Source organism: Hymenobacter monticola, assembly GCF_022811645.1.
Lineage (GTDB): Bacteria > Bacteroidota > Bacteroidia > Cytophagales > Hymenobacteraceae > Hymenobacter > Hymenobacter monticola.
The window spans coordinates 5,335,001-5,359,346 of record NZ_CP094534.1 but is presented as its reverse complement, the minus strand read 5'-3'; the positions used below and the strand labels follow the sequence as shown (position 1 = coordinate 5,359,346).

The 24,346-nt window shown below is 63.3% G+C and carries 20 protein-coding genes; 12 read left to right on the top strand and 8 right to left on the bottom strand.

Features of this window, described 5'->3' with window-relative positions:
- Positions 1–21 precede the first annotated feature (21 nt).
- Positions 22–492, bottom strand: coding sequence for a YdeI/OmpD-associated family protein (locus MTP16_RS22425; protein ID WP_243514254.1), 471 nt, complete (start codon positions 490–492; stop codon positions 22–24).
- A 78-nt stretch (positions 493–570) separates the two neighbouring features.
- Positions 571–2,010 carry a glycosyltransferase family 4 protein gene (locus MTP16_RS22420; protein ID WP_243514250.1) on the bottom strand — a complete coding sequence of 480 codons (1,440 nt, stop codon included), beginning with the start codon at positions 2,008–2,010 and terminating at the stop codon, positions 571–573.
- Between the two features lie 246 nt (positions 2,011–2,256).
- On the opposite strand from MTP16_RS22420, the gene MTP16_RS22415 reads away from it, so the two are divergent.
- The 8 genes from MTP16_RS22415 (at position 2,257) to MTP16_RS22380 (ending at position 13,595) form a co-directional block, all read left to right on the top strand.
- The gene (locus tag MTP16_RS22415; protein WP_243514248.1) at positions 2,257–4,710 is read left to right on the top strand and encodes a glycoside hydrolase family 31 protein; all 2,454 of its coding nucleotides are present in this window, start codon (positions 2,257–2,259) and stop codon (positions 4,708–4,710) included.
- Positions 4,711–5,466: 756 nt separating this feature from the next.
- A complete protein-coding gene (locus MTP16_RS22410) occupies positions 5,467–5,868 on the top strand; it encodes a hypothetical protein (protein ID WP_243514246.1) in 402 nt (133 codons plus the stop codon).
- A 127-nt stretch (positions 5,869–5,995) separates the two neighbouring features.
- Positions 5,996–6,589: a hypothetical protein gene (locus MTP16_RS22405; RefSeq protein ID WP_243514244.1), complete on the top strand. Its 594-nt coding sequence runs from the start codon at positions 5,996–5,998 to the stop codon at positions 6,587–6,589.
- A gap of 292 nt (positions 6,590–6,881) precedes the next feature.
- Positions 6,882–9,149: a pectate lyase family protein gene (locus tag MTP16_RS22400; RefSeq protein ID WP_243514243.1), complete on the top strand. Its 2,268-nt coding sequence runs from the start codon at positions 6,882–6,884 to the stop codon at positions 9,147–9,149.
- Between the two features lie 296 nt (positions 9,150–9,445).
- Positions 9,446–10,420, top strand: coding sequence for a hypothetical protein (locus tag MTP16_RS22395; protein WP_243514241.1), 975 nt, complete (start codon positions 9,446–9,448; stop codon positions 10,418–10,420).
- A 491-nt stretch (positions 10,421–10,911) separates the two neighbouring features.
- A complete protein-coding gene (locus tag MTP16_RS22390; protein ID WP_243514239.1) occupies positions 10,912–11,157 on the top strand; it encodes a hypothetical protein in 246 nt (81 codons plus the stop codon).
- An 81-nt stretch (positions 11,158–11,238) separates the two neighbouring features.
- Positions 11,239–12,354: a mandelate racemase/muconate lactonizing enzyme family protein gene (locus tag MTP16_RS22385; RefSeq protein ID WP_243514238.1), complete on the top strand. Its 1,116-nt coding sequence runs from the start codon at positions 11,239–11,241 to the stop codon at positions 12,352–12,354.
- Positions 12,354–13,595, top strand: a complete 1,242-nt coding sequence (locus MTP16_RS22380) for a serine hydrolase (protein WP_243514236.1) — start codon at positions 12,354–12,356, stop codon at positions 13,593–13,595. Before MTP16_RS22385 ends, MTP16_RS22380 begins: the two co-directional genes overlap by 1 nt.
- A 114-nt stretch (positions 13,596–13,709) precedes the next feature.
- Here MTP16_RS22380 and MTP16_RS22375 read toward each other — a convergent pair whose 3' ends face one another.
- Complete coding sequence (locus MTP16_RS22375) at positions 13,710–14,129, bottom strand: thiol-disulfide oxidoreductase DCC family protein (RefSeq protein ID WP_243514233.1); 420 nt, start codon at positions 14,127–14,129, stop codon at positions 13,710–13,712.
- 130 nt (positions 14,130–14,259) lie between these two features.
- Between MTP16_RS22375 and MTP16_RS22370 the strand changes: the two genes are divergently transcribed.
- Both MTP16_RS22370 and MTP16_RS22365 read left to right on the top strand, forming a co-directional pair.
- A complete protein-coding gene (locus MTP16_RS22370; RefSeq protein WP_243514230.1) occupies positions 14,260–15,804 on the top strand; it encodes an HTTM domain-containing protein in 1,545 nt (514 codons plus the stop codon).
- Positions 15,805–15,910: 106 nt separating this feature from the next.
- Positions 15,911–16,222, top strand: coding sequence for a hypothetical protein (locus MTP16_RS22365; protein WP_243514227.1), 312 nt, complete (start codon positions 15,911–15,913; stop codon positions 16,220–16,222).
- Positions 16,223–16,300: 78 nt separating this feature from the next.
- Here MTP16_RS22365 and MTP16_RS22360 read toward each other — a convergent pair whose 3' ends face one another.
- A complete protein-coding gene (locus tag MTP16_RS22360) occupies positions 16,301–17,440 on the bottom strand; it encodes an esterase/lipase family protein (protein WP_243514225.1) in 1,140 nt (379 codons plus the stop codon).
- Between the two features lie 120 nt (positions 17,441–17,560).
- Here MTP16_RS22360 and MTP16_RS22355 point away from each other — a divergent pair, with 120 nt between their 5' ends.
- A complete protein-coding gene (locus MTP16_RS22355) occupies positions 17,561–17,929 on the top strand; it encodes a hypothetical protein (RefSeq protein WP_243514223.1) in 369 nt (122 codons plus the stop codon).
- Positions 17,930–18,134: 205 nt separating this feature from the next.
- Entirely contained in the window at positions 18,135–19,328 is a 1,194-nt protein-coding gene (locus MTP16_RS22350; protein ID WP_243514221.1) for an MBL fold metallo-hydrolase, read from the top strand.
- A gap of 72 nt (positions 19,329–19,400) precedes the next feature.
- Here MTP16_RS22350 and MTP16_RS22345 read toward each other — a convergent pair whose 3' ends face one another.
- The 4 genes from MTP16_RS22345 to MTP16_RS22330 form a co-directional block, all read right to left on the bottom strand.
- On the bottom strand, positions 19,401–20,033 hold the full coding sequence (locus MTP16_RS22345) for a flavin reductase family protein (protein ID WP_243514218.1): 633 nt from the start codon (positions 20,031–20,033) through the stop codon (positions 19,401–19,403).
- 60 nt (positions 20,034–20,093) lie between these two features.
- Positions 20,094–20,513, bottom strand: a complete 420-nt coding sequence (locus MTP16_RS22340) for a MauE/DoxX family redox-associated membrane protein (RefSeq protein WP_243514215.1) — start codon at positions 20,511–20,513, stop codon at positions 20,094–20,096.
- 107 nt (positions 20,514–20,620) lie between these two features.
- Positions 20,621–22,117 (bottom strand): M28 family peptidase, encoded by a 1,497-nt coding sequence (locus MTP16_RS22335; RefSeq protein WP_243514211.1) that lies wholly within the window; start codon positions 22,115–22,117, stop codon positions 20,621–20,623.
- A 121-nt stretch (positions 22,118–22,238) separates the two neighbouring features.
- Entirely contained in the window at positions 22,239–24,254 is a 2,016-nt protein-coding gene (locus MTP16_RS22330) for a S9 family peptidase (RefSeq protein WP_243514208.1), read from the bottom strand.
- Positions 24,255–24,346 lie beyond the last annotated feature (92 nt).

Genomic DNA, 24,346 nt, shown 5'->3' with positions numbered 1-24,346 from the left:
GCGGCTAAGCTATTACGGGCGTTACGGCCGCTTACGCCCCTGGCCCAGCAGCTCCACGGTTTGGGCCAGGCGCTTGGCGCGGGTTTCGGGTTTCTTGGCGCCTTCCAGCCAGCGCACGAACTCGCGCTGGTGGGTGAAGGCCAGCTTGTCGTAGTAGGCGGCGGCTTTAGGGTCAGCAGCTAGTTTTTCGGCCAAGTCGACGGGGGCTTCCATTTTGCGCACGGCCGTGTCGTGGCGCAGGGTCACGCGCACGCTGTCGCCCAGGGTTTTGCCGATGGCCTTGCGGATTTGCTTGAGGATGAGCAGGGCGTGGTGGCCGTCGCCGAGGGGCACGGCGCTGCCTTGGTAGGGGTAGCCGTCGAAGGTGACGTGCACGGGCAGCTGGCCGCGCTTGCCGTACACCTCGGCCACCGAAAACGGTATAACCACAAATACGCCGCCCGTGTCGCCGTCAGCTTCTAAAGTGGCTTCAAATTCGTGTTCGGGCTCCATGCGGGATGAGGTTTAATGGCGAGCAAAATGGCTTAGTTGGTGCAAAGAAAACCAATTCAATCCACGCCGCCCGCCGGCCTACCCCGCAGCCAGTTCCTGCAATACGGCTTGCAGGGCATCTTCATCACCAGCCGGCAGCACGCGCACTTCGCCGGTGTCGGGGCCGTAGTGCTGGCGGAGCTGCTGGCGCACGCTTTCATCAGGCACCAGCACGAGGCGGGCCCGGCGCAGGGCCATGCGCTCCACTTCGAGCAGCCAGCCGCGTTCGGCGGGCGGGGCGAAGTCAGCTGCCAGGCTGGCGGCGTACAGCACCAGCGGCCGGCGCGAGCTGTTGCGGATTTCGAGCGCGGCCAGCCACGCCGGCCAGCTGGGCGCGTAAATCACTCCAAAATCGCTGCGGTCTCGCACCAGCTGCGCCGCCTGCCGGGCGTAGTGAATCATGCGGGAGTTTAAGCCATCCAGCGGCGGCGTGCGCGGCGTGAGAACCGGTGCGGGCATGGGCGTTGGAACTGCTTCGGCTTCGGAATAAGCAGGCGCCGTTTCCGCGATGGGCGTGGTTTCTTCGGGAATATCCGGCGTTAAATTGTCTTCTGGTGCCGCAAGGTCGTTAGCTTCGGCGGCGCCAATTTCTTCCGTTATTTCTTCAAAAACCTCCGGTGCGAGGCTCGTGGAAGGCTCCCGATTATCTGCTTCAGCCTCCTGAATTTCTTCAGTTGCTACAGCTTCTTCGGTCGCCCCAGTCACTTTGGTATCCTTCGCTGCATCAGCTCCGGGCGCAATAGGGAGGCCGGCCAGCACCTGCGCCGCCACCGATGAAGCCAGCGGACTAAAGCCAGCGGGCCAGCTCAGGGCGGCCTGGGCCAAGTCGGCCGCTTCACGCACGATGGGCGCGGGAACGAGCGGCGGCACGGGCGCCACTACCGGCGGCCCGGCCGGCGCGCTGGCTCCGAGGTAGGGCGCGGCGGGCGCGCTCCAGCTCAGGTGTTGCGGGGCGTTGGCGCCGGTGGGCCACTGGCTGCGGATGGGCGCAGGAGCCAGTGCAGCGGTGATAATGGGCGCCGGCAGCGCGGCTGGCATTTCGGCCGGAGTAGCCGTTGTAGCCAATTCTTCTAAACCAATCAGGAAAGAGGGCAAGGCAATTTCGCTTGCGCCAACTGCATCCAAGCGGCGGACGCCGGCTGCTGTTGAAAAAGCCGCGTTGCCGAAAGCTCCTTCGGAAGTTTCCGTGTCTTCTGTTGCAAAAGCTTCTTCAGTGACGGATGCTTTGGTAGCTGCGTCAGCGCCTTGAGCACTGAATCTGGTGGTTTCGGTTGCAATGACCGGCCCAGCCAGTTCATTCCCGTCCACAACCCCCGATTCCTCCGGCAGGTGCGGGAACACGGCCAGCACGGGTTGCTCCTGAGCGAGGTGGTAGACCAGGGGCAGGGTAGGGGGTAGCGCCGCCCCGCCGAGCACGGCCACGCTGGGGTCGGCATCGTCCCAGGCGAGCAGCAGAACGGAAAAATCGGACGGGGTCATGGGCAGCGGAAGGGGGCGAAAGCGGGCCGGTGGGGGCGGCTGGGGTGGGGCGGCGCGCTATCGGGGGCCAATGCTACGCAAGCCGAACCATATAACGACGAAAAATCTGCGCTGACCGAAAATTTCGGCGCCCGCTTGTCCGGAAAAAGTATCTTGCGTGCTTAACCCCGGCGCCGCAGGCCCGGTCGGGCTTTATTTGGCCGGCTCGGCCGCGGCCCGGGCTTTTGGCTTCGACTCGCTTTTTATATGGATACTTCGATTCAGGAAAACAACTACATGGTGAACGACCTGGCGGCCAAGAGCCACCAGGAGCAATACCCCGGCGCGGTCATCCGCGTGGAGGAGCTGGGCAACCACCGCTTCCTTTTCACCTGCCAGAACGGCGTGCGCCTGCTGCTGCACGTGCTCAGCGACAAAATCCTGCGCTTCCGCTACCTCACCGATGGGCCTTTGAACACGGATTTCTCCTACGCCGTGCCCGCCGATGCCACCACCCGGCTGGCGCCCGCGCAGGTAGAATTCCGCGAGAAGCCCGACCACTACCGCCTCACCACGGCCCGCCTCATCTGCATTGTGCAGAAGGAAAACCTGAAGGCCCGCGTGCTCGACCGCTCCGGCACCATTCTCAGCGATGATGAGAAGGGCTTCCACTGGGAATACGACTACGACTCGGGCAACGACATCGTGAAGATGAGCAAGCAGGTGCCGCCCGGTGTGCATTACTACGGCCTCGGCGACAAGCCCGACAACATGAACCTGCGCGGCAAGCGCTTCACCAACTGGGGCTCCGATACCTACGGCTACACCAAAGGCTCCGACCCGCTCTACAAGAACATCCCGTTCTACCACGTGCTGCACCAGAAAATTGCCCACGGCATTTTCTTCGACAACACCTTCCGGGCCAGCTTCGACTTCGCGGCCGAGCGCGCCGACGTGACCAGCTTCTGGGCCCAGGGCGGCGAGCTGAACTACTACTTCATCTACGGCCCCACCCTGATGGAGGTGACCCAGGAATACACCCTGCTCACCTGCCCGCCCGAGCTGCCGCCCCTCTGGACGCTGGGCTACCAGCAGTGCAAGTGGAGCTACTTCCCCGAAAGCAACGTGAAGGAAATTGCCTCCGGTTTGCGCGACCGCCGGATTCCCTGCGACGCCATCTACCTCGACATCGACTACATGGAGGGCTACCGCTGCTTCACCTGGAGCAAGCAGCACTTCCCCGACCCCAAGCGCATGGTGCGCGAGCTGGCCGAGGACGGCTTCAAAACCGTCGTCATCATCGACCCCGGCATCAAGATTGACCCGGAGTATTCGGTGTACCAGGAAGGCATTGCCAACGACTACTTCTGCCGCCGCGCCGACGGCCCGCTGATGAAGGGCTCGGTGTGGCCCGGCCTCTGCAACTTCCCCGACTACACCAACCCCGAGGTGCGCACGTGGTGGGCCGGCCTGTTCAAGGAGCTCATCCAGGACATCGGCGTGAAGGGCGTGTGGAACGACATGAACGAGCCGGCGGTGTTCGAGAAAGGCACTTTCCCGCCCGATGTGCGCTTCCACTACGACGGGCACTGGGCCTCGCACCAGAAGGCCCACAACATCTACGGCATGCAGATGGCCCGCGCCACCAACGACGGCGTGAAGCAGTTCTGCTATCCCAACCGGCCCTTCACCATCACGCGCAGCACCTACGCCGGCGGCCAGCGCTATTCCTCCGGCTGGACCGGCGACAACATCGCCTCCTGGGAGCACCTTTGGCTGGCCAACATCCAGTGCCAGCGCCTGAGCATCTCGGGCTTCAGCTTCATCGGCTCCGACATCGGCGGCTTCGTCGACTCGCCCACGCCCGAGCTCTACGCCCGCTGGATTGCGCTGGGCGCCTTCCACCCGTTCTTTCGCACCCACTCCTCCGGCGACCACGGCGACCAGGAGCCCTGGAGCTTCGGCGAGGAGGTGACCGACCTGGCCCGCCACTTCATCGAGCTGCGCTACCGCCTGCTGCCCTACATGTACACCACGTTCTGGCAGTACGCCACCCAGGGCACGCCCATGCTGCGCCCGCTCACCTTCCTCGACCAGCACGACACCGAAACCTACCTGCGCATGGCCGAATTTGGCCTCGGCGACAACCTGCTTGTCTGCCCCATCACCCAGCCCGGCGCCGACGGCCGCTGGATGTACCTGCCCCGCGGCGACTGGTTCTACTACTGGACCGACGCGCCCACCAGCGGCGGCGCCGAAGTCTGGGCCACCGCCGACCTCACCCGCATCCCGCTCTTCGTGAAGGCCGGCGCCGTGCTGCCCATGCAGCCCGTGCTGCAATACGTGGGCGAAAAGGTGATAGAGCAGCTCACCCTGCACGTGTACTACAAAAACGGCACGGCAGAGAGCGTGCACTACGACGACGGCGGCGAGGGCTACGGCTACCAGGAAGGCCAGCGCACCCTGCGCCGCTTCACCGTGACGGGCTCGCCGCAGGAGCTGGTGCTCACCCAGGCCATCGAGGGCGACTACGCGCCCAGCTACGCCACCTACCGCGTGGTGCTGCACGGTCTGCCCGGCCCTTTGGAGGCCACGGCTGATGGCCAGGTAGCTGAAGTTGCCGAAGTGACCCTGGAAACGGGGTTGGTGCTGCCTAGCCTCGTGGTGCCCGTCGGCTTCGGCGAGGTGCGCGTGAGCGTGGGGGCGGTGGGGGTTGCCTAACTAATGGTATAAGGCTGACACATATCCATTGCAGATGTAATAGTAACAATCCTATGTACGGCTAATTATGGACGCAATATTTGATAATAAAATTTTGATGCGTCTCTTACTGGTATTGACCTTATTCGCTCCCATCTTCCTTATTAAAAAATTGCGAGAATTAATTAATAATAAGGACAGGAGCTTTAAAGATTATGCGGTTGTATGTCTTGTATTCTTTGGATTACTTATAGTGTATTGCCTGATATTTGATTTCAATATGAGAATTGCGTTAGGCATACCATCATTTATCCTGCTTATGATATCTATAATTGTGACGTTCATTAATAAGCGTTTGAAGTAGCTCTACTTTGGCCGTCACTAATCAAACGCTCCAACCTCAAAAAAGGGCGTCCCAGCGGGCGCCCTTTTTCCTGCACACGCTTCGTGGCTCACGGCTGTGGCGGGGCCACCGGCCGGTGCGCGTCGGCTACCCCGTCGTCCTCGTACTTGCGGGCGTCGGTGGTGGCGTAGCGGGCCTTGCCGCTGCGGCCCTATCTTCGGCGCGGCCACGTAGCTGAAGTGGCCGAAGTGACCCTAGAAACGGGGGTGGGGCTGCCCAGCCTCGTGGTGCCCGTCGGCTTAGGCGAGGTGCGGGTGAGCGTGGGGCCGGCGGCGGGGGAGAAGGGAGAAACGGCGGTATTGTAGAAGATGGCGCGGGGGATATCCTCGCACCATCTCAATCAGACTTTACCAAACCATATTGCTGCCAGCACGATGGATTTAAAGAAAACTAACTACCCATTAGCATTAATCATATTGATTTCGGGTATTGCATACGTCGTCTACTTAATGCTCCCGGTTGTGCTAACTCGGTTCAATGGCCAAACCTCAACGGGAGTTATAACAACTCTTAATGACCATCAACTGGAATACAGTTATCAGAATAAATTCGATGGGGATACTTATTCTGTTTCGAGGTATTTATCAGTTCCAGACTATGAAAAGCTTCACAAGCAGCCTCAAATAACAGTTTTATATCCTGAATTTTTTCCTGAGGAAGCACTTGTACTTGAAATTGACAAGCAAAAGCCGTTATTAATAATGGCTTTCATGCTCATCTTTTTACTAGGTGCTTTATGGCGAGTTGGAAGCCTAATTCGAGGCAACGCCAGTTAATTAAGAATTCCTGCCGCCTAGTTTGTTTCTAAAGCGGCACCAGTTGCTTAAGTGCCCTTGGAAACGGGCCGGGGGGCGGAAAAAGGGGAAGCTCTGGTTGCTCCGGTAGCTTAAATACATTTGCCTGATGAAAATGCTGCTTCCCGTTGCCCTACTCTGTTGCCTAACCGGCACGGCAATGGGGCAGGCCCCGGCTTCCTTCCCCCTTGATAAGGTAACGCGCCGGATAAGCTATGCGGCCGTGGTGCCGGCAGTTGGCGTAAGCCAAGCGGACTTGCAAGCTCGCGCCCGCGCCTGGGCCAGTGGCCTTGCCCCCGCTGGCAAGCCCCCGGTTGAAACCAGTGAGCAGGACACCGAGGTGCTTACCGCGTATGGGGCCCAGCCCTTTGCCTACACCTATGACATGACCCAAACAATCGGCGGCCATCCCCGCCACCATGCGGTGAAGCAGGTGCTCCACTACACCGTGAAGCTTTCCCTACGGGAGGGCCGCTACCGGTACGAGTTGACGGATTTCATCATTGAGTACCCAAAAGCCAAGCCGTCGGCTTCCCGATTGCCAGCCGAAGTCGATTTGATAAGCGCGCGCCCCATCACCGAAGACGGGGGCAGAGAGCAGGCAGCAGAACGCAAGACTTTTGCCGAGGCCGCGGCGAAGTTACAGGCGCAGCTAAAGGAGATGATGAACACGCCCATCGGCACGCCTGAAGCAAAGCAATAGCAGCATCGTGGCTTTGCCGCCCCCGCCGATAGCCAAGCCGCCCCAGTGCCCCAAGCCACGCGTAAAACAGCGCGGGCCGGGGCGGCGCGTGGTGCGGGAAGCACTGATGGCTTCCGTTCCGCTCGAAGTCGGAGTAATTAAGGTGGTCCTGAGCCTGCCCGGCAACGTTGCCGGCATCGATTGCATAAATATAGTCATCCCCATAGCCTTGCTTAGCAAGCATTTCGGGCGCCAGAGGGGTAGGTTTGTGTAAACCCCATAAGTTTTATTTCCCACCCAAAACCCTCCGACTATGAAGCGACTGCTTACCGTATTCTCTCTTTCCTTGCTGCTGATGCCGGGGCTCGTGCACGCCCAGGCGCCCACCCTCGTCGAATCGAGCGGGTGGCTGGAAACGGCGTATGTGCGCTGGCAGCCCGTGGCCGGCGCCCAGAGCTACAACGTGTACTACACCGGCCAGGGTTTGGTGAACCAAAAGATTGACGACCAGCTCATTCGCAACTACGGCACCTTTTACCGGGCCGACGCCCTGGGCCTGCAGCCGGGCACCTACACGCTTAAAGTGGCGCCCGTCATTGGCGGGGTAGAAGGCACGGCCACCACCACGCCGGCGGTCACGGTGCTGGCCCAGGACCGCAGCGGCTTTGCCTTCAACGGCGGCCGGGTGCCGGGCGCCTACAACGCCAACGGCACGGTGAAGACCAACGCCGTTATCCTCTACATCACCCAGAACAGCAAGAACACCGTGTCGCTGAACGTGACCGGGGCCACCACCAACCCCTGCGTGGGCCTGCAAACCATCCTCGACGGCTTCAAGCGCGGGCGCGACGCCCGGCCGCTGCTGGTGCGCCTGGTGGGCAACATCACCGACCCGAGCTACCTGCTCAACGGCGACGCGGTGATTGAGAACAACAACTCCGCGGCCAGCTACATCACCGTGGAAGGCGTGGGCAACGACGCCGTGGTCAACGGCTGGGGCATCCGCATCAAGAATGCCTCCAACGTGGAAATCCGCAACGTGGGCACCATGAACTGCGACAGCGACGAGGGCGACAACATCGGCCTGCAGCAGGACAACGACTACATCTGGGTGCACAACTCCGACTTTTTCTACGGCCACGCCGGCAGCGCCGCCGACCAAGTGAAGGGCGACGGCGCCCTGGACTGCAAACGGTCGACCTACGTGACCTTCTCCTACAACCACTTCTGGGATTCGGGCAAGAGCAACCTGCTGGGCCTGAGTGAGAATACGACGCAAGGCCTCTACATCACCTACCACCACAACTGGTACGACCACTCCGACTCGCGCCACCCGCGCGTGCGCTTCTACTCGGCCCACGTGTACAACAACTACTACGACGGCAACGCCAAGTACGGCGCCGGCTCCACGGAAGGCTCCTCGGTGTTCATGGAAGGCAACTACTTCCGCAACTGCAAGTACCCCATGCTGACCTCGATGCAGGGCACCGACGTGTACAACCCCGCCACCCAGCGCAACGACTACACCAACATGCCCATCTTCTCGAACGAAGACGGCGGCACCATCAAGGCCTTCGACAACTTCATGACCGGGCAGACGCGCTTCGTGCCCTACGGCGCCACCGGTTTCCCCAACCCGACCGTGGACTTCGACGCTTACGTGGTGAGCAGCCGCACCCAGACGGTGCCCGCCACGGTGCGCTCGGCCTACGGCGCCAATGCCTACAACAACTTCGACACCAACGCGGCCGTGATGTACGCCTACACGCCCGATAACCCCACCGCGGCCCGCGACAACGCCATCCTGTACAGCGGCCGCGTGAAAGGCGGCGACTTCCAGTGGACGTTCAACAACGCGGTTGATGACGTTTCCTCGTCCATCAACACGCCCTTGCAAACGGCGCTGGTGAACTACACCGGCGGCCTGGTTTCGGTGCAGGGCGATGCTGCTCCCACCACCCCGCCCACCCCGCCCACGCCCAACCCGGGCACCGGCACCTCCGGCATGGTGCACAATTTCACCGCGTCGGGCACCACCAGCACGTTCTATACTATTACAGGCAACCTGTCCACGTCGCAGGGCACCGTTACCTACAACGGCCTGAACCTGACGCAGTGCCTGAAAATGGAGTCGGCCACCAACATCGCCTTCACCACCACGGCGCCTGCCACCCTCACGCTGGTGTTCAATACGGCCTTCAGCGGCACGGTGAGAATTGATAACGTCAACCAAACCGTATCGGGCGGCCAGTTCTCGATGACGCTGCCGGCCGGCGCCCACCAGATTGCCAAAGGCACCACGGCCAACCTCTACTACATGAGCACGGCCTACACCACGCTGGCTGCCCGCAGCCAGGCCGAGCTGGCCCTCAAGCTGTACCCCAACCCGACCACCGACGAAGTGACGGTGGCCTGGCCCAGCCCGCGGACGTTTGCGATTTACAGCGTGACGGGCAGCCTGCTGAAAACGGGCGTCACCAACCAGCCGCTCAACCTGAAAGACCTGAAGCCCGGCCTCTACCTCATTCAACTGCGCGACGAAGACGGCTACCTGCGGGCCAGCCGCCTGCTGAAGCAATAGCTGCCGCGCACCCGCCGCGACTACCCAAGAGGGCGCCCCACCGGGCGCCCTTTTTGCATGGGCAATAGCCGGCCCGGTGCACGTTGGGCGCGCAGCTACCTGCCTCATCGCTAGCGTGTAATAAAATTCAAACTTTGAGTTGGATGCGAAAGTATTTCGCTTACATTTGGTCCATCCTTCCTTTCCGTTTTTCTCATCATTCACCTTTATTTTCACTACCATGAAAAAAGGCATTACCAGCACCCGCTCGCTGGCATTATTTGGGGGGGGCAATTGCACTGTGGGGCTGCGAGAAGATGGCGCCTGCTGAGCTTAGTCCGGCTGCCGCGCCGGTCACGCAGCTGTCAAAAGCGGCGAAGCCCGACGAAGCGGCTACTTCTGCGCAAGCCGCGTGGCTGCGGTTCGTGGACGAGGTAGAGCGCGGCGAGCGCATCGACCCGGTCGGTCAGTATGTGGCCAAAGCAACCTGGGTCGGGGCAAATGCGCAAGGGTCGCGCCTGGCGCGGCCCAAAGTTGATGTTGCGTTGCGCGATACCCGCAACGGGTACAGTTTGCGTACCGGGCAACAGGCCAGGACCGGCGCGGCGACCGACGTGATAGAGGAACCCTGCGTGATACAGTACACCGACCCGTGCGCCCCCTGCTACGAGGGCCCCGGCGGCTGCGGTGGGGGTGGGGGCTTGTACAGCACCTTCACCACCTCGGAAAACCAAGGCGGCAGCGGCTACATCCGCGACCTGAAGCTGATTAATGACGTCAATTCGCCCAGCCGGGTGCGGGTAACAAGCAGCGGATATACCATGCTGGACGCTGACCTGAACAAAGGGGCAGGCGGCGCCTACATCTACCTATGTTTCCAGCGCGACCAAAACAATGTGCTGAACGGAGCGGAGTATTACTATAACCAACCATATTCCTCACCCAGCGACTTTCTGACAAATTTTCAAACCCAGAATGGAAGTTTGACTAACAAGCCGCAGGCCAATACTTATTTCTTCGATATCTGGCTACCGAACCAAAATCCTTATCCCTTTTGGGCTACGCAAGACCTTAATGCGGGCGCAGACGGTGATTACATTTATTCTTACCAGAGCAAGACGCCTATCGTAAACAATCCGGCGGGAGGAACTACTTTGTGGCCGGCGTTTGCAGAAATTGGTATTCTTTCGGGCAATAGCAGTACCATAACTCCGCCGGCGGGATGGACTAAATACCCAAAGGACTTGAACGAAGGAGCTGGTGGAGACTACATCTACTTTTGCTATCGGTAATTTCAGCGACTGGCAAAATGAAAGTCTGGAAAATGATGGGGTTTGCATACGCCCTGGCCCAGCCGATTGAGCAGGTACATGCTCAAGTAGACCCTGCACCGCCCGCCTATCCATTTTTTGTTGGCGCTCACGCATTTAATGGCGCCTATGAGATTTTCTTTCCCAAAACGGCCAATGTTGCGGGCACGGAAACCTCTTGGCAGCTTACTTTGGGGCATCAGATTTCTTCTCGGCTAGCCCTGCAACTGGGGGGGACTTTCGCAAGAAAAAAATTTGTCGATGACCCTTCTTATACCCGCACAACGCTGTCGGGACAATACGAAGACGGCTCCTACCGCAGCAAACGGCAAACCTTTTGCCTGCCGTTGCTAGCCCGGTACGCGCTGGTACGCTTGCCCAAGCCCCGATTACAGGTTGATGCCATTCTGGGTCTTAGTTTGGTGGGAATCTACGACGAATTTTCAATAGAAAACCGGGTAAATGGGCAAGTGGTGGCAACTTATACAGAAGTAAACAAAGCCACGCACCTCTACGCTACGGGGGGCATTGGGCTGCGCTACCCCTTCGGCCGCAACTTCGAGGGCGTGTTCGACTGGACCTACAGCAAGAACTTCCGCCCCGCCTCGGAGTACGTGCACCTGGCCGTGACGGGCAACAAGCTGGGCCTGACCCGCGCCCTGAGCCTGGGCCTGCGCTACCGCTTCGCCGTTGGCAAAAAAAAAGCGGCCAGCGAGTAGCGCCCCGGCTTTTACCAACAGAACAAGGCGCCCCACCGGGCGCCTTTTCTTTTTCCGGCGGCCAGCGCGTTTCTTCGCCCCATGCCCGGCCTCCCCATTCAAGCCATTAGTCTCTACAAGCTGCTCGTGCCGCTGAAGGAGCCCTTCGTCATCTCCCTCGGCCCGCTCACGGCAGTAGAGAATATTGTGGTTGTCATTCGCCCCGCCGACAGCCTCGTGGGCTACGGCGAGAGCAGCCCTTTCCTCACCATCAACGGCGAGAGCGTGGACACCGGCTTCATTGTGGGGCAGTACTTTGCGCCCGCTCTCATCGGCCGCGATGCGCTGGACCTGCCCGGCTGCCTGGCCGAGCTGGACCGCATCATCTACGGCAACAGCAGCATCAAAAGCGCCTTCGACATTGCCCTCCACGACATTGCCGCGCAGCACGCGGGCCTGCCGCTCTACGAGTTTCTGGGCGGGAAAAACGACAAGGTGCTGACCACCGACATGACCGTGAGCCTGGGTTCGCCCGCCAAGATGCAGGCCGACGCCGTGCGCTTTCAGCAGGAGGGCTTCCCGGCCATTAAAGTGAAGCTGGGCGGCCCGTTGGAAGACGACGTAGCCCGCATCCGGGCCATCCGGGCGGGCATCGGGCCCGCGCACCCGCTGCGCATCGACGCCAACCAGGGCTGGCAAACGGCCGACCGCGCCATTGCCGTGCTGCAGGCCTTGGGCGAGTTCAGCATTGAGCACTGCGAGGAGCCTATTCTGCGCCAGCATTTCATGGAGCTAAGCCGGGTGCGGGCCGCCTCGCCCATTCCCATCATGGCCGACGAGAGCTGCGGCGACGAGCACGACGCCGCTCGCCTCATTCAGCTGCAGGCCTGCCAGATGCTCAACATCAAACTGGGGAAGTCGTCGGGCTTCCACCGCGCGCAGAAAATTGCGAAGCTGGGCCAGGCGGCTGGCCTCACGCTGCAGGTGGGCGGCTTTCTCGAATCGCGCCTGGGCATGACGGCCGCCGCTCACCTGGCCCTGAGCAGCCCCGCCATTCACCACTGCGACTTTGACACCCCGCTCATGTTCACCGACGACCCCGTGGTGGGCGGCTTCCGCTACGGCCCGGGCGGCGTGATTGAAATGCCCACCGGTCCCGGCCTGGGCGCCACCATCGACGAGGACTGGCTGCGCCGGGCCGAGCAAGTACATTTCTGATGCGTAAGGCAACCGTCCTGCTGGTTTTGGGCCTGCTACTGGGCACGGCCGCCCCCGCCGCGGCGCAACGGCCGAACCTGTTGCGGCAGGTGCTGCACCACGACAGCGCGGGCCTGGGCCGGGTGCTGGCCCGGCCCGACCTCTACCGGCTGCAAATTCAGTACACCCGTATTCGGCGCGATGCGGCGGGGCAGCCGCATTTCCGCACCTACCGCTACCGCGTGCGGCCGCGCCAGTACTTCTACCCGGCCAGCACCGTGAAGCTGGCCGCCGCCGCGCTGGCCCTGCAGAAGCTGCGCGCCCTGGCGGCCATCGTGCCCGGCCTCGGCCCCGATACGCCCATGCTGACGGATTCGGCCTTTGCGGGCCAGACGCGGATGCGGCGCGACAGCAGCAGCGCCAGCGGCCGGCCCGCCGTGGCCAACTACATCCGCAAAGCACTGCTGGTGAGCGACAACGATGCCTTCAATCGGCTCTACGAATTTGTGGGACCTGCGGAGCTCAACCGCGAGCTGGCCCGGTTAGGCCTGCGCCACAGCCGCCTGCAGCACCGCCTGTCGGTGGGCGACCAGGAGCCCGGCACCCGCCACCTCAACCCCATCCGCTTCTACGCCGACACGGCCGCTACGCAGCTGCTCTACCAGCTGCCGGCCCGGCACGAGACGGAACCCTGGCCTCGGTTGAATCTGCGGGGCGAGGCCATTGGCGAGGCGTATGTGAAAGGGGAGGCCGTGTTGCCCGGCCCACTCGATTTCAGCAAGAAAAACGCCTTTTCCTTGCCCGACCAGCAACGGCTACTGCGCGCCATTCTCTTTCCGGAGACCGTGCCAGCCGCTCAGCGCCTGCGCCTGGCCCCGGAGGATTATGCCTTGCTGCGCGCGGCCTTGTCGGAGCTGCCGCGCGAAAGCGCGCACCCACGCTACGATGCCGCGCACTACCCCGATACCTACGCCAAGTTCCTGCTGGGTGGGGCCGGCCTGGCGGCGCTGCCGCCAGGCGTGCGGGTGTTCAATAAAATCGGGCAGGCCTACGGCTTCCTCATCGACAATGCCTACGTGCAGGACGAGGCCCACGGCGTGGAATTTCTGCTCAGCGCCGTGCTTTATGTGAATGCCGACGGCGTGCTCAACGACGACAAGTACGAGTACGACAGCATCGGCTTCCCCTTCCTGCGCGACCTGGGCCGGCGCGTGTACGAGGCGGAGCTGCGGCGGGCTACAACGGATTCAAAACAACACTAACTCTATTCAAGGATTGCCAGAACGTGTACCCCGAAGCTCTGCTTCGGCTCGGTGGACGGTGCCGCCGCTGGCCGAAGCAGAGCTTCGGGGTACACGTTCTGCTAATTCACGCGCCTACAAAAACCGCGCTTTCAACTCCGGCGTGGGCAGCCAGCAGCTTTCCTCACGCCCAAACCAGCGGTAGCGGTGCCGGGCCACGAAGCGGTAGGCGGCATCGCGCCAGGCGCGGGGCAGCACCTGCGCCAGCGCCGCTACGCGCCACAGGCTGCCCAGCCCGTGCGCTATGCGCAACACCGCGCCGGAGTGCGAGTACAGGCGCCCGCCGCTGAGCAGCACCACCGAGTCGGGCTCGGCCGCGAGGGAGGCGGGGGCCACGCCGTGCGCCGCCAGCAGGGCCCGCCCGGCGTCGCTTTGCAGGGCGGCAAAGCGGTAGCGGCCCGCCGCGTCGTGGCGAATGACAAACTGCACGAAGCCATTGCAGAGGTTGCACACGCCGTCGAACAGGATGACGTCGGAGGGGGAGGAGGGAGGCATAGCGGGAGGCACTGGTGCGGGGCTAACGCAGCAGGCGCCCGGCTTGTTTGGCCGGCCGGGGCTCAACCGTTGCAACCAAGTGCCCTTGTGTGCGGTACAGAAGGCTCCCTTTCTCCGCTGAATACGACGAATGATGAACGAGCACCCCGGCTTTTGGGGCGTGCTGAAACGCCCTTTTGTGCTCGATTTGCGGGCCCTTGCGCTGCTGCGCATGGCCACGGCGGCCGTGGTGCTGCTCGATTTGGCCATCCGCACCCCCGACCTCGAAGCCTTTTACGGCAACATGGGCGTGCTGCCGGTATCGGCCCTGATGGAGCACGCGTGGTCGCCCTACCAATTCTCGCTGCACGCCGCTACCGGCCTGTGGCAGGGCGAAGCCGTGCTGTTTCTGCTGGCGGCCGGGCTGGCCGGGGCGCTGCTGCTGGGCTACCACACGCGCCTGGCCACGGTGGCCTCGTGGGTGCTGCTGGTGTCCTTGCAAAACCGCAACACCCTCATCGGCCAGGGCGGCGACGACCTGCTGCGTATGCTGCTGTTCTGGGGCATTTTCCTGCCCTGGGGCCGGGTGTGGGCCTGGGATGCGCGCGGCAAGCCTGCCCCCGAGCGGCTCGATTACTTCAGCGCCGCCACGGTGGCCTACGTGGTGCAGCTGGCGCTGGTGTACTGGTGCACGGCCCTGCTCAAAAGCGGCGGCGAGTGGACCCACGACGGCACGGCCCTCTACTACGCCTTCAGCCTCGACCAGCTGCTGCTGCCCGGCGGCCGGCTGCTTTACCCGTATCCCGAATTGTTGCGTTTCCTCACATTTGGGGCGTATTTTATGGAGCTGCTGCTGCCGTTTGCGCTGTTCATTCCGGTGGGCGTGCGCTGGTGGCGGCTGCTGGTGGTGGGGGTGCTGTTTGGGTTTCACCTCACCATTGGCCTCACGCTGTACGTGGGCCTGTTTTTCCTGATAAACTGGGCTTCCATCGTGGGCTTGCTGCCGCCCGTGGCGCTCGACTGGCTGGCGCGGCGGGTGGGGGCCGATGCGCCTCCCAGGCTCCGCTGGCCGGTGCGCCTGCCCGCGTGGCGGCTGCCCTGGCGCCTGCGGCTGGAGCGCACGCGCCCGCCCACGGCCACCGCGCAGCGGCGCGGGCGCGTGGTGCGCGAGGTTTTTGTGGGCCTCACGCTGGCCTACGTCTGCGTCTGGAACCTGGACGACGTGGCCGTCATCCGGCCGGAGGGCGGGCTGCTGCCGGCGCCCCTGCGCTGGTTTGGCTACCTGTTTCGCGTCGACCAGCACTGGGGCATGTTCGCGCCCGTGGTGTTCAAAGACGATGGCTGGTACATCCTCGAAGGCACCACTACCAAGGGCAAAGTGCTGGACCTCAACCGCGACGGGGCCCCGGTGCGCTACGCCAAGCCGGCCGCCGTGGTCGACCTGTTCCCGAACGACAGGTGGCGCAAGTATTCCGAGAACTACCTTTTTGTGAACAACGCCTGGATGCGGCCCTATTACTGCAACTATCTGCTGCGCATCTGGCACGAAAACCCGGCCCACGCCCCGCTGCGCCACCTCTCGGTGGTGTACATGAAAGAGGTGTCGCTGCCCGACTACCGGGTGGCCAGGCCCACCCGCGAGGTGCTGTGCGACTGCGAACTGCCTGACCAAAACCAAGTAGTTAACACGAAGTAATAGTGGAAAATACGTATTTGTGCAGGCCTCACTATCCTTCTCCCTGAAAACGTCCGTATAGCCCACGAAACAACACCGTCCTTCCTTTCCACCTTCCTTAAAACTTATGAAACGCAAGATGCTTTCTGTGCTTTCGGGTGCGCTTTTGTGCTCGTCGCTCACCGTATTCAGTGCCTGCACGGCTTCTGAAAACGCCGATTCTTCCGGCGGCACCACGCCCCGAACCACCAGCGGCACCACCTCGGCCAGCGACATCAACGGCACGCCGGCCGGCAGCGCCAGCCCCCGCGGCACCACCGATGGCACCACGTCGGGCACCACCACATCCGGAACCAGCACGTCGGGCAGCTCTACCGGCACCACGTCGAGCACGACCACTACGGGCACCAGCACCAGCACGTCCGGCTCAACTACCTGATTTTAACCTGCCTTCCTTTTTATCAACAGGGCCATTTCCTTCGCGGATTTGGCTCTGTTTTTTTGGGGTGAATACGCTCTACGCCCACTGCTTCAGGTACTGAAACACCTCTGGGTGCGTGAGCAGCCCGCCGTGGTGCTGCTGGCTGAACACGGCCGTGCGCACGTGGGCCCCGGCCGGCAGGGCCGCCTCATCGCCGAAGGTGGCGGGGCCGCGGGCGCTGCCGTGGCCCACCAGCCCGTCGCCGAAGTACTCGCGCAGGGCCGCCGGACGCGTGGTGCGCAGCCAGGAGCCCATCAGAATGTGGTAGTGCACGCCCGGCAGCGGCGGCACCGGCGTGCGCGGCGGCGTGAGGTCGTGGGCGTGAGCGTCCTGCCAGTCCTCATCCACCAGAATGGAGTAGCGCAGGTCTTTGATGCCGTTGCTGCGCTGGTTGAGCGCCTTGCTCAGAAACCGCGTGGGAAACAGGTTGATGCGCTCCAGCAGCCGCGCCGTGAGGTGCGAGTTCTGCTCCAGCCACGAGCCGTCGTTGGGCGTGCCGATGAGGAAAACCGAGCGCAAGTGGGCCAGCCAGGGCGCGGGTTGAGTTAAAAGTTGAGGGTTAAAAGGTAAAATGTCCGCGCTGCTACCCAGGCTTTTTAACTCTTCACTTTTAACTCCTAACTGTCCATAATACCCCGCCGACCGGATAATCAGCCCGCCCATGCTGTGGCCCACCAGCACCAGCTCGCCGATGGCGTCGGGGTAGGAGGTGACGAGCTCGGTGAGGAGGCGGCTGAGCTCGCGGCCGTTTTCGGAGAGGTGCAGGCCGGAGTTGTAGCGCAGGTAGAGGGCGCGGCAGCGGGTTTCTTCGGCCAGGCGGGGGCCGTAGCGGCGGCTGCCGGGCGCATCCTGGAAGCCGGTTTGCCAGATAAGCTCGTCGCCCATGAGGCCGTGCACGAACACGACGGTTTTCTGGCGGGGTTCGCTCAGGCGCAGGTCGGCCACGGCCACGTCGTGGCCGCCGCGCCGGAAGCTCATCCGGATGGCGCGCTTGTCGAAGCGCGCGGCCAGCTGGTCGCCGAGGGCGCCGTTGAGCACGGGCAGGAAAAAATGCTGGTGCGCCTGGCCCGAGCGCACGAGGTAGCCCGCGCCGCGCACCGGCAGCAGGGCGGCCCGTCCCACGGCCCCCAGGGCCCGGCGGAAGCGAGAAGGCGGGTTGGAATCGGAGTCGGCCATGAGTGAAAACGGGAAACGAGCGGAACGTATGGCGCCCGAAAGTAACGCCCCGGGCCGTATTGGGTTGGCCTTCCGGGCGAAATCCCCGTACTTTGTGTGTCCAATCCCAAGACCTACTTCATGAAGCTTTCTTCCCGTCCCGCCCTGGCCCTGCTGCTGGGCACCGCTTTGGCCGCCACGCTTACTTCCTGCGACTACCGCTGGAGCCCCGGCGAAAACACGCAGTTCCGCCATGGTTTCACCGGCAACCCCGGCTGGCACAATTCGGACGTGAACCGCGACAGCATCAACTACAAGCAGGAAGTGCACACCCCCATCGGCGTGGGCTCGGCCATCGGCATCAAGAACGGCACCGTGCAAGACCAGCTGAACTCGGCCCCGGCCGGCAACAGCAGCACCTCGCCCCAGGATGCCAGCGGCCAGCTCGGCAACGCCGGCCAGTCGACGAACGGCAACGGCAACCAGAACGACCAGCAACAGCCGGAGTAGCTTTTTATAAGCTCCGCTTTACAAGCCCATTACCTTCCCGGTAATGGGCTTTTTGCGTTTCGGTCAAGCGCCACCGTGGCACGTAGGCCGGCTGCCCTTAACGCGCAAAAACCCAACCCCCGGCCTATTGGCTGCCGTAGTACCGGCGCGGCCCGGCCGCCTTGCAATCCGCCAACGCATCCGTCCACCCATTCACCATTCGCCTATGCTTTCCAACGATGCCACCCGGGCCAACACGCCCGCCTTCACTTCCGTAGTGCCCGGCCTGAGCGTGCTGCGCGACGTGTTTGTGAACCTCTTCTACGCCTTCCCCGAAGACCAGCCGCAGGGCCCCTGGGTGTTGATTGATGCCGGCCTGCCCGGCTCGGCCCACAAGATTAAGAAGCAGGCCGAGGAGTTGTTTGGCCCCGACACGCCGCCCGTGGCCATTCTGCTCACCCACGGTCACTTCGACCACGTGGGCGCCCTCGACGGCCTGCTGGCCTCCTGGCCCGACGTGCCCGTGTATGCCCACCCCCTGGAGCTGCCCTACCTGACGGGCCGCTCTAGCTTCCCCCCGCCCGACCCCACCGTGGGCGGCGGCATGATGGCCTACCTGTCCTTCACCTACCCCAAGCACGCCTACAATTTTGGCGACCGGGTGCAGGCCCTGCCGGCCGACGGCAGTGTGCCCGGCCTGCCCGGCTGGCGCTGGGTGCACACGCCGGGCCACACGTTCGGGCACGTGTCCTTCTTCCGGCAGCACGACAAGCTGCTCGTGGCCGGCGACGCTTTCACCACCGTGAAGCAGGAGTCGGGCTCGGCCGTGTATACCCAGCAGCAGGAGGTGCACGGCCCGCCGGCCTACTTCACGCCCGACTGGGATGCCGCGCGCGACTCGATGGCCCTGCTGGCCCGCCTGGAGCCCGAAGTGGCGGCCACCGGCCACGGCATTGCCATGCATGGCGAGGAACTGCGCCGCCAACTGGCTGATTTTGTGCCCCGGTTCGACGTATTGGCACGCCCGAAAGTGGGCCGCTACGCCCACGTGCCCGCCACGGCCGATGGCAGCGGCGTGACGTCGGTGCCGCCGCCGCTGGTAAAGCCCTGGCTGAAAGTGCTGGCCGTGGCCGGCGTGGCCATCGGCGGCATCGCGCTGGCCACGGCGGGCAAGGGCAAGAAGAAAGGCAAGAAGCGCAAAGCGCAGCAATACCCCCAGCCGGCTGCATCGGACCGGGTGCCGTCGCGCACGCCTGATGGCTCCTACCGCGCCTGGTACCGCGACAGCCCGGCCGGGCCGGAGGCCAGCGGCTTCGAAACCTACTCATCCAATGCAGCATCGGCTGATGGGAATGAGCACCACGCCGAGCAGCGCTACTCCGACACCGGAAGTCGCAAAATCGAGACGCAGTATCCGTAAAGAAAAAAGCCCACTAACACAAAAGCCTCGCTTCCGACTGGAAGCGAGGCTTTTGTGTGGTAAAAAGCTAGATTAGGGCAGCGGCACAGGCGGCTGGCCCGGCCGGGCGTAGCCGAAGCGCACCGGCGGGGCCACGGCGTGGTAGCCGTCGAGGCCGGAAATGGCGGCCGTACCGGCGGCCACCAGGTCCAGCGTGCCATCGGGCCGCAACAGCTCGGCGTGCAGGTACACGTGCTCTACGGTGCCTACCAGCAGCACAGTGCCGTTGCTGATGGCGTGCTCTTCGAGCAACCGCAGGCCGATGCTGACGGCGCTTTCGGCCACGTAGGGCGCGGGAAAGTCGTCGCGGTATTCGGCGGTGAAGCCGCATTCGTCAAACTCCGACACGTCGTCCGGGAAGTTGGCCGAGGTGTAGTGGGCCGGCGCGGCTAGGGCTTCGGGCACGTGGTTGAGGGTGAAGCAGCCGCTGGCTTTCAGGTTGGCGTAGGTGTGGCGGGGCACGGTGGTGGGGCGCGTCACGATGCCGAGCAGGGCAGGGTCGGAGCCCAGGTGCAGGGCCGAGCTGAACACGGCCAGGTTGGTAGCACCGTCGGGCGCGGCCGTGCCCACCAGGTTGGCCGGCTTGAAGCCTGGCAGGCCGTTGACGAGGTTGAGACGGTAGATTTTGTCGAAAGCCTGGATGTCGGCGGCGGTGAGGTGGCGCATTTTACGCTTCGCTTAATGAGCAATGAAGACGAGCAATTAAGCGCCGGCCTGCTCAATTGTTCAGTTAAATTTTTCCGGTGCCACGCGGCGGTCGAGGCACAGGCGGTTGTGCTGGCAGTGCAGCACCAGCGCAAACAAAAACAGGCCGTACACCAGCTGCGTGCCCACAGTGTCCCACTGCTCCAGCAAGCTGCTGCCGAACACCAGCGCCGTCATCAGCAGCAGGGCGGCGGCCAGCGCCGGGCGGGTGAACAGGCCAATGATGAGCAGCAGGCCAATGGCGCCCTCCACAAAGGGCAGCACCGCCGCAAACGGCCGCACCAACAGTTCCGGCAGTAGCGAGTTGGCAAACTGCTTCACCATGCCCGCCTGAAACGCGGCCAGCTTGGGCAGCCGCGCCAGAAAATGCGTCAGAAATGCCACGCCCAGCAGCAGGCGGCCCAGCACGAAGGCCACTTCGGGGTTGGTTAGGTTCAGCATGCCTCTCCATACGGCGCAGCTTGATGCAGAGATGTAGCGTGGACGCTGCGAGTCCGCGCCCGTGTGAACGTTCTGGCATTGCGCGGACTCGCAGCGTCCACGCTACATTAACGCTCCAGCTTGAAGCCGGGCTCGCGCGCGGGCGGTGCCGTGCGGTTGGCCACGGCCCAGCCGGTGAGGTACATCCACTCCGTCATGCGCGTGAGCTTGGCGTAGTCGATGCGGCTGGCTTCGTCGCGCGGGGTGTGGTAGTCGACGTGCAGCCACGAGGTGTACATGATGGCCGGGATGCCCAGGCGCGCGTAGGGCAGGTGGTCGGAGCGGAAGTACCAGCCCTCGGGGTGCGTGGGCTTGTCCCACTCGGTATCGAGCTTGAATTTGGGGCCGGCCTGGTTAGCTGCCAGCGCGGTTTTCACTAAATCCGAAGAATTCATGTGCGGCGGCGTGCTGCCCAGCAGGGCGGCGCTGTCGGGTGCGTTGCGGCCCATCATCTCCGCGTTCAGCACCGCCACAATAGACGACTGCGGCACCGTGGGGTGGGCCGAAAAATAGGTCGAGCCAATGAGCCCGCGTTCCTCCGAACCCTGATATACAAACAGCGCTGAGCGCCGCCCCGGCTGCTGCTTGAAGGCCCGCATGATGGCCAGCAGGGCCGCGCAGCCGGTGGCGTTGTCGTCGGCGCCGTTGTAGATGGAGTCGCCGGCTACGGGCGCCCGCACGCCGTCGTGGTCCTGGTGGGTGCTGAAAAGGACGTACTCTTTCTTCAGTTGCGCGTCGGTGCCGGGCATTTTGGCCACGACGTTGACGGACGGGTACTGAAAGCTTTCCACCTTCAACTCGGCAGTGAGCTGCTGCCCGGCCTGCTGTACCCAGCTGGCGGCGCTGGCGGGCAGCCACACCACCGGCGGCGCACTCACCACCCGGGTAGTAGCCGCGCCGGGCAGGCTGTAGCGGCCCCGCTCGTAAATGTGGCTCCAATGGTCGTAGAGGGCCTGCTGCTTGGGGTCCGACACAAACACCACGGCCACAGCACCGGCCTTCACCAACTCGCCAGCTTGGTTCGCAAATTTGCCAAATACGTAGCGCCGGTAGCTGATGCCGTCGGTGGGCGCGCCCGAAATCTGCACCGCCACGGCCTTGCCTTTGATGTCCACTTTGGCCAAATCGGCCGTCGAACCCGAGCCGACATACACCAGCGGCACGTTCAGGCTGGCGTTGGTGGGGGCCGTTACGGCGCCGTCTTCGTTTAGCCTGATTTCGTGGGTGCCAATGCGCAACGTGCTGCTTTTGCTCAGGCGGGTGCGCTGCATATTGAACCACTGGAAGTAGGTGCCGTCGTCGCCAGCCGGCTGCATGCCCGTGGCCCGAATCTGGTCGGCCAGCCACACGGAGGCCTTCAACTCGTCGAGCGTGCCACCTTCGCGACCCCGGAAATGGTCGGCCGCCAGCGCAAACAAGTCCCGCTTGATGTCGGCTTCGCGGATGGCGTTTTGGGCGTTGGCGGGTTTGGCGGCGGGCTTTTTCTGGGCCGTGGCGGCCAGTGGAGAGGCCAGCATCAGGCTGGCCAGCAGGAGGTGGGAGGTAGTTTGTATGAGCTTTTGCATGGGGTATAGGGTCAATTATTGAACGGCGTAGGGGCGGGGCCTGCCCCGCCCACCGTTGAACGAAGCCGTTGATACGGCGCACGCAACCGGGCGGGGGCAGGCGCCGCCCCTACGTCGTACTTTATTTCAGGTACCGGTCCAGCCATTCCAGCCACAGGCGGTTCCATTCGGCGCTGCGCACCGGGTCACCGGGCACGTGGGCGGCGGTGGGGAAGGCCATGAAGCGCACCGGTATGCCGTTGTCTTTCAGCGCGTGGTACATCTTGTACGAGTTGCTGATGGGCACGCGGAAGTCGCCCACGTTGTGCAGAATGAGCGTGGGCGTACGCCAGCGCGTGGCCCGCGACAGCGGCGACTGCGCCTGGTAATGCGCCAGGTTCGCGGCGCTCAGCCAGGGGGAAGGGCCGTAGTGCCCGGCATTGGCGATGTTGTTGTCGCTCAGGTTGTAGCTGTCCAGCAAATCGACCACCGAAGCCGCGGCCACTGCGCAGCGCCAGCGCCGCGGCTCGCCCATCAGCCAAGCTGTCATAAAACCGCCGTACGAGGCGCCTGAAAGCGCAATGCGACTGGTATCGACCCAGCCGCGCTTTTCCAGCATGGCAATGCCGGCCAGCACATCACGCCCCGGTCCGGTGCCCGCATCGTCACGAATGGCCCGCTGGAAGGCGTAGCCGAGGTTATCGGAGCCCCGGTAGTTGGGCTGAAATACCACGTAGCCGTGCGACGCTACCGCCTGTCCCAGCCCGTAGAAGGCAGCCCGTGAGGCATTGGACGGTCCGCCGTGCATCATCAGCACCAGCGGGTATTTCCTGGTGGGGTCAAAATCGGGCGGATAAGTCAGGATGCCGTCGGGCCGCAGGTCGTCCGACTGCCATTCCACGGCTTCCATGCGGCCCAGCGCCAAGGCCGCGGTTTCGTGGTTGAAATCGGTGAGGCGGCGCGGGGTGGCAGTAGGGGAAGCCAGGTAGTACAACTCGGCCGGGCGTCCGGGCTCGTTGGCCGTAATGGCCAAAGCATTGCGCTTGCCCACCGACATCTCCACCCAGTAGCTGCCGTTGGGCGAAACCGGCCCCAGCTTCAGCTTCTGGCTTTTGCCATCCAAGCCCTGCTGCCAGATGGAAACTGTGGCCGCGTCGTTGCCGCCCACCAGCAGGCTCTTGCTGTCCGGGCTCCACAAAGCCCGCTGCAAATTCCGGTCAATTACCCGGCAGATGTGACGCGCGGGGCCGCCCTCCGCGGGCACTACATCAAACTCAAGCGACTCAAAAAACGGCGCCTCCCGAGGCGTTTGGTAGCTGAGCCACTTGCCATCAGGCGAGTAGGCGGGCAAATCGACGCGGTGCGGGGAGCCGGGCAGCTCGCGCAGGGCGCCGCTGGCCACGTCCAGCGTATGCACAGTGGTTTCCTGGTCGCCGGTTTGGGCGCTGGGACGCAACACGCAAGCCAGCGTGCGGCCGTCGGGGTGCCAGGCGAAAGGCGCGGAGGAATCGTCAGGCAGGCTGAGCGGGCCAGAGGTGAGGCGGCGGGCCGGCTGCCCGTCGGTGGCCGACACCAGCCAGATGTGGTCGGGTGCGGGCGGCGCGCTGGCCGTCACGCTGCCGTTGCCCACCTCGAAACTGTCGTTGCCGCGGGCTACCTCAGCGGCGTTGGCCGGAGCATTTGCCGAAGAGTAGGCGAGGGCCTTGCCGTCAGGCTTCCAGCTATAAAGCTGCACGTTTTCAACGGCTGTGGTCAGCTGGCGCACTTCGCCAGAGGCCAGGTTTTGGACGAAAAGCTGGGTGTGTGCGTCCTTGCCCGCGCCGGTGCGTGCCAGAAACGCCACCCGGTCGCCGGTGGGTGACCAGCGCGGCTGCTTCACCGTGGGCCGCCCGGCCACCAGCACGCGCTGCAGGCCGCTAGCCACGTACACGAGCACTACCTCGGCCTCATTGCGGTTGGTGGTCACGTTAGGCCGCGAAACCACCACCAGAATGCTTTTGCCATCGGGCGAGAGCTGCGGGTCGCTCACGCTCACCAAGCGGCCGATGTCGGCCAGCTCGAAGCGCCGCTGGGCCTGGCTGAGACAGGGAAGCAGCAGCAACGTCAGCAGCCCGAGAAGCTGGAATCGTGGAAGTGGTTTGATGTGACGGATTTCCATAACCGTTTTGGAAGGAAAAAGAAGAACGTCATGCCGAGCGAAGTCGAAGCATCTCGCGTGCAATAGTAAACCCTTCGGTTGGATTACTGCTG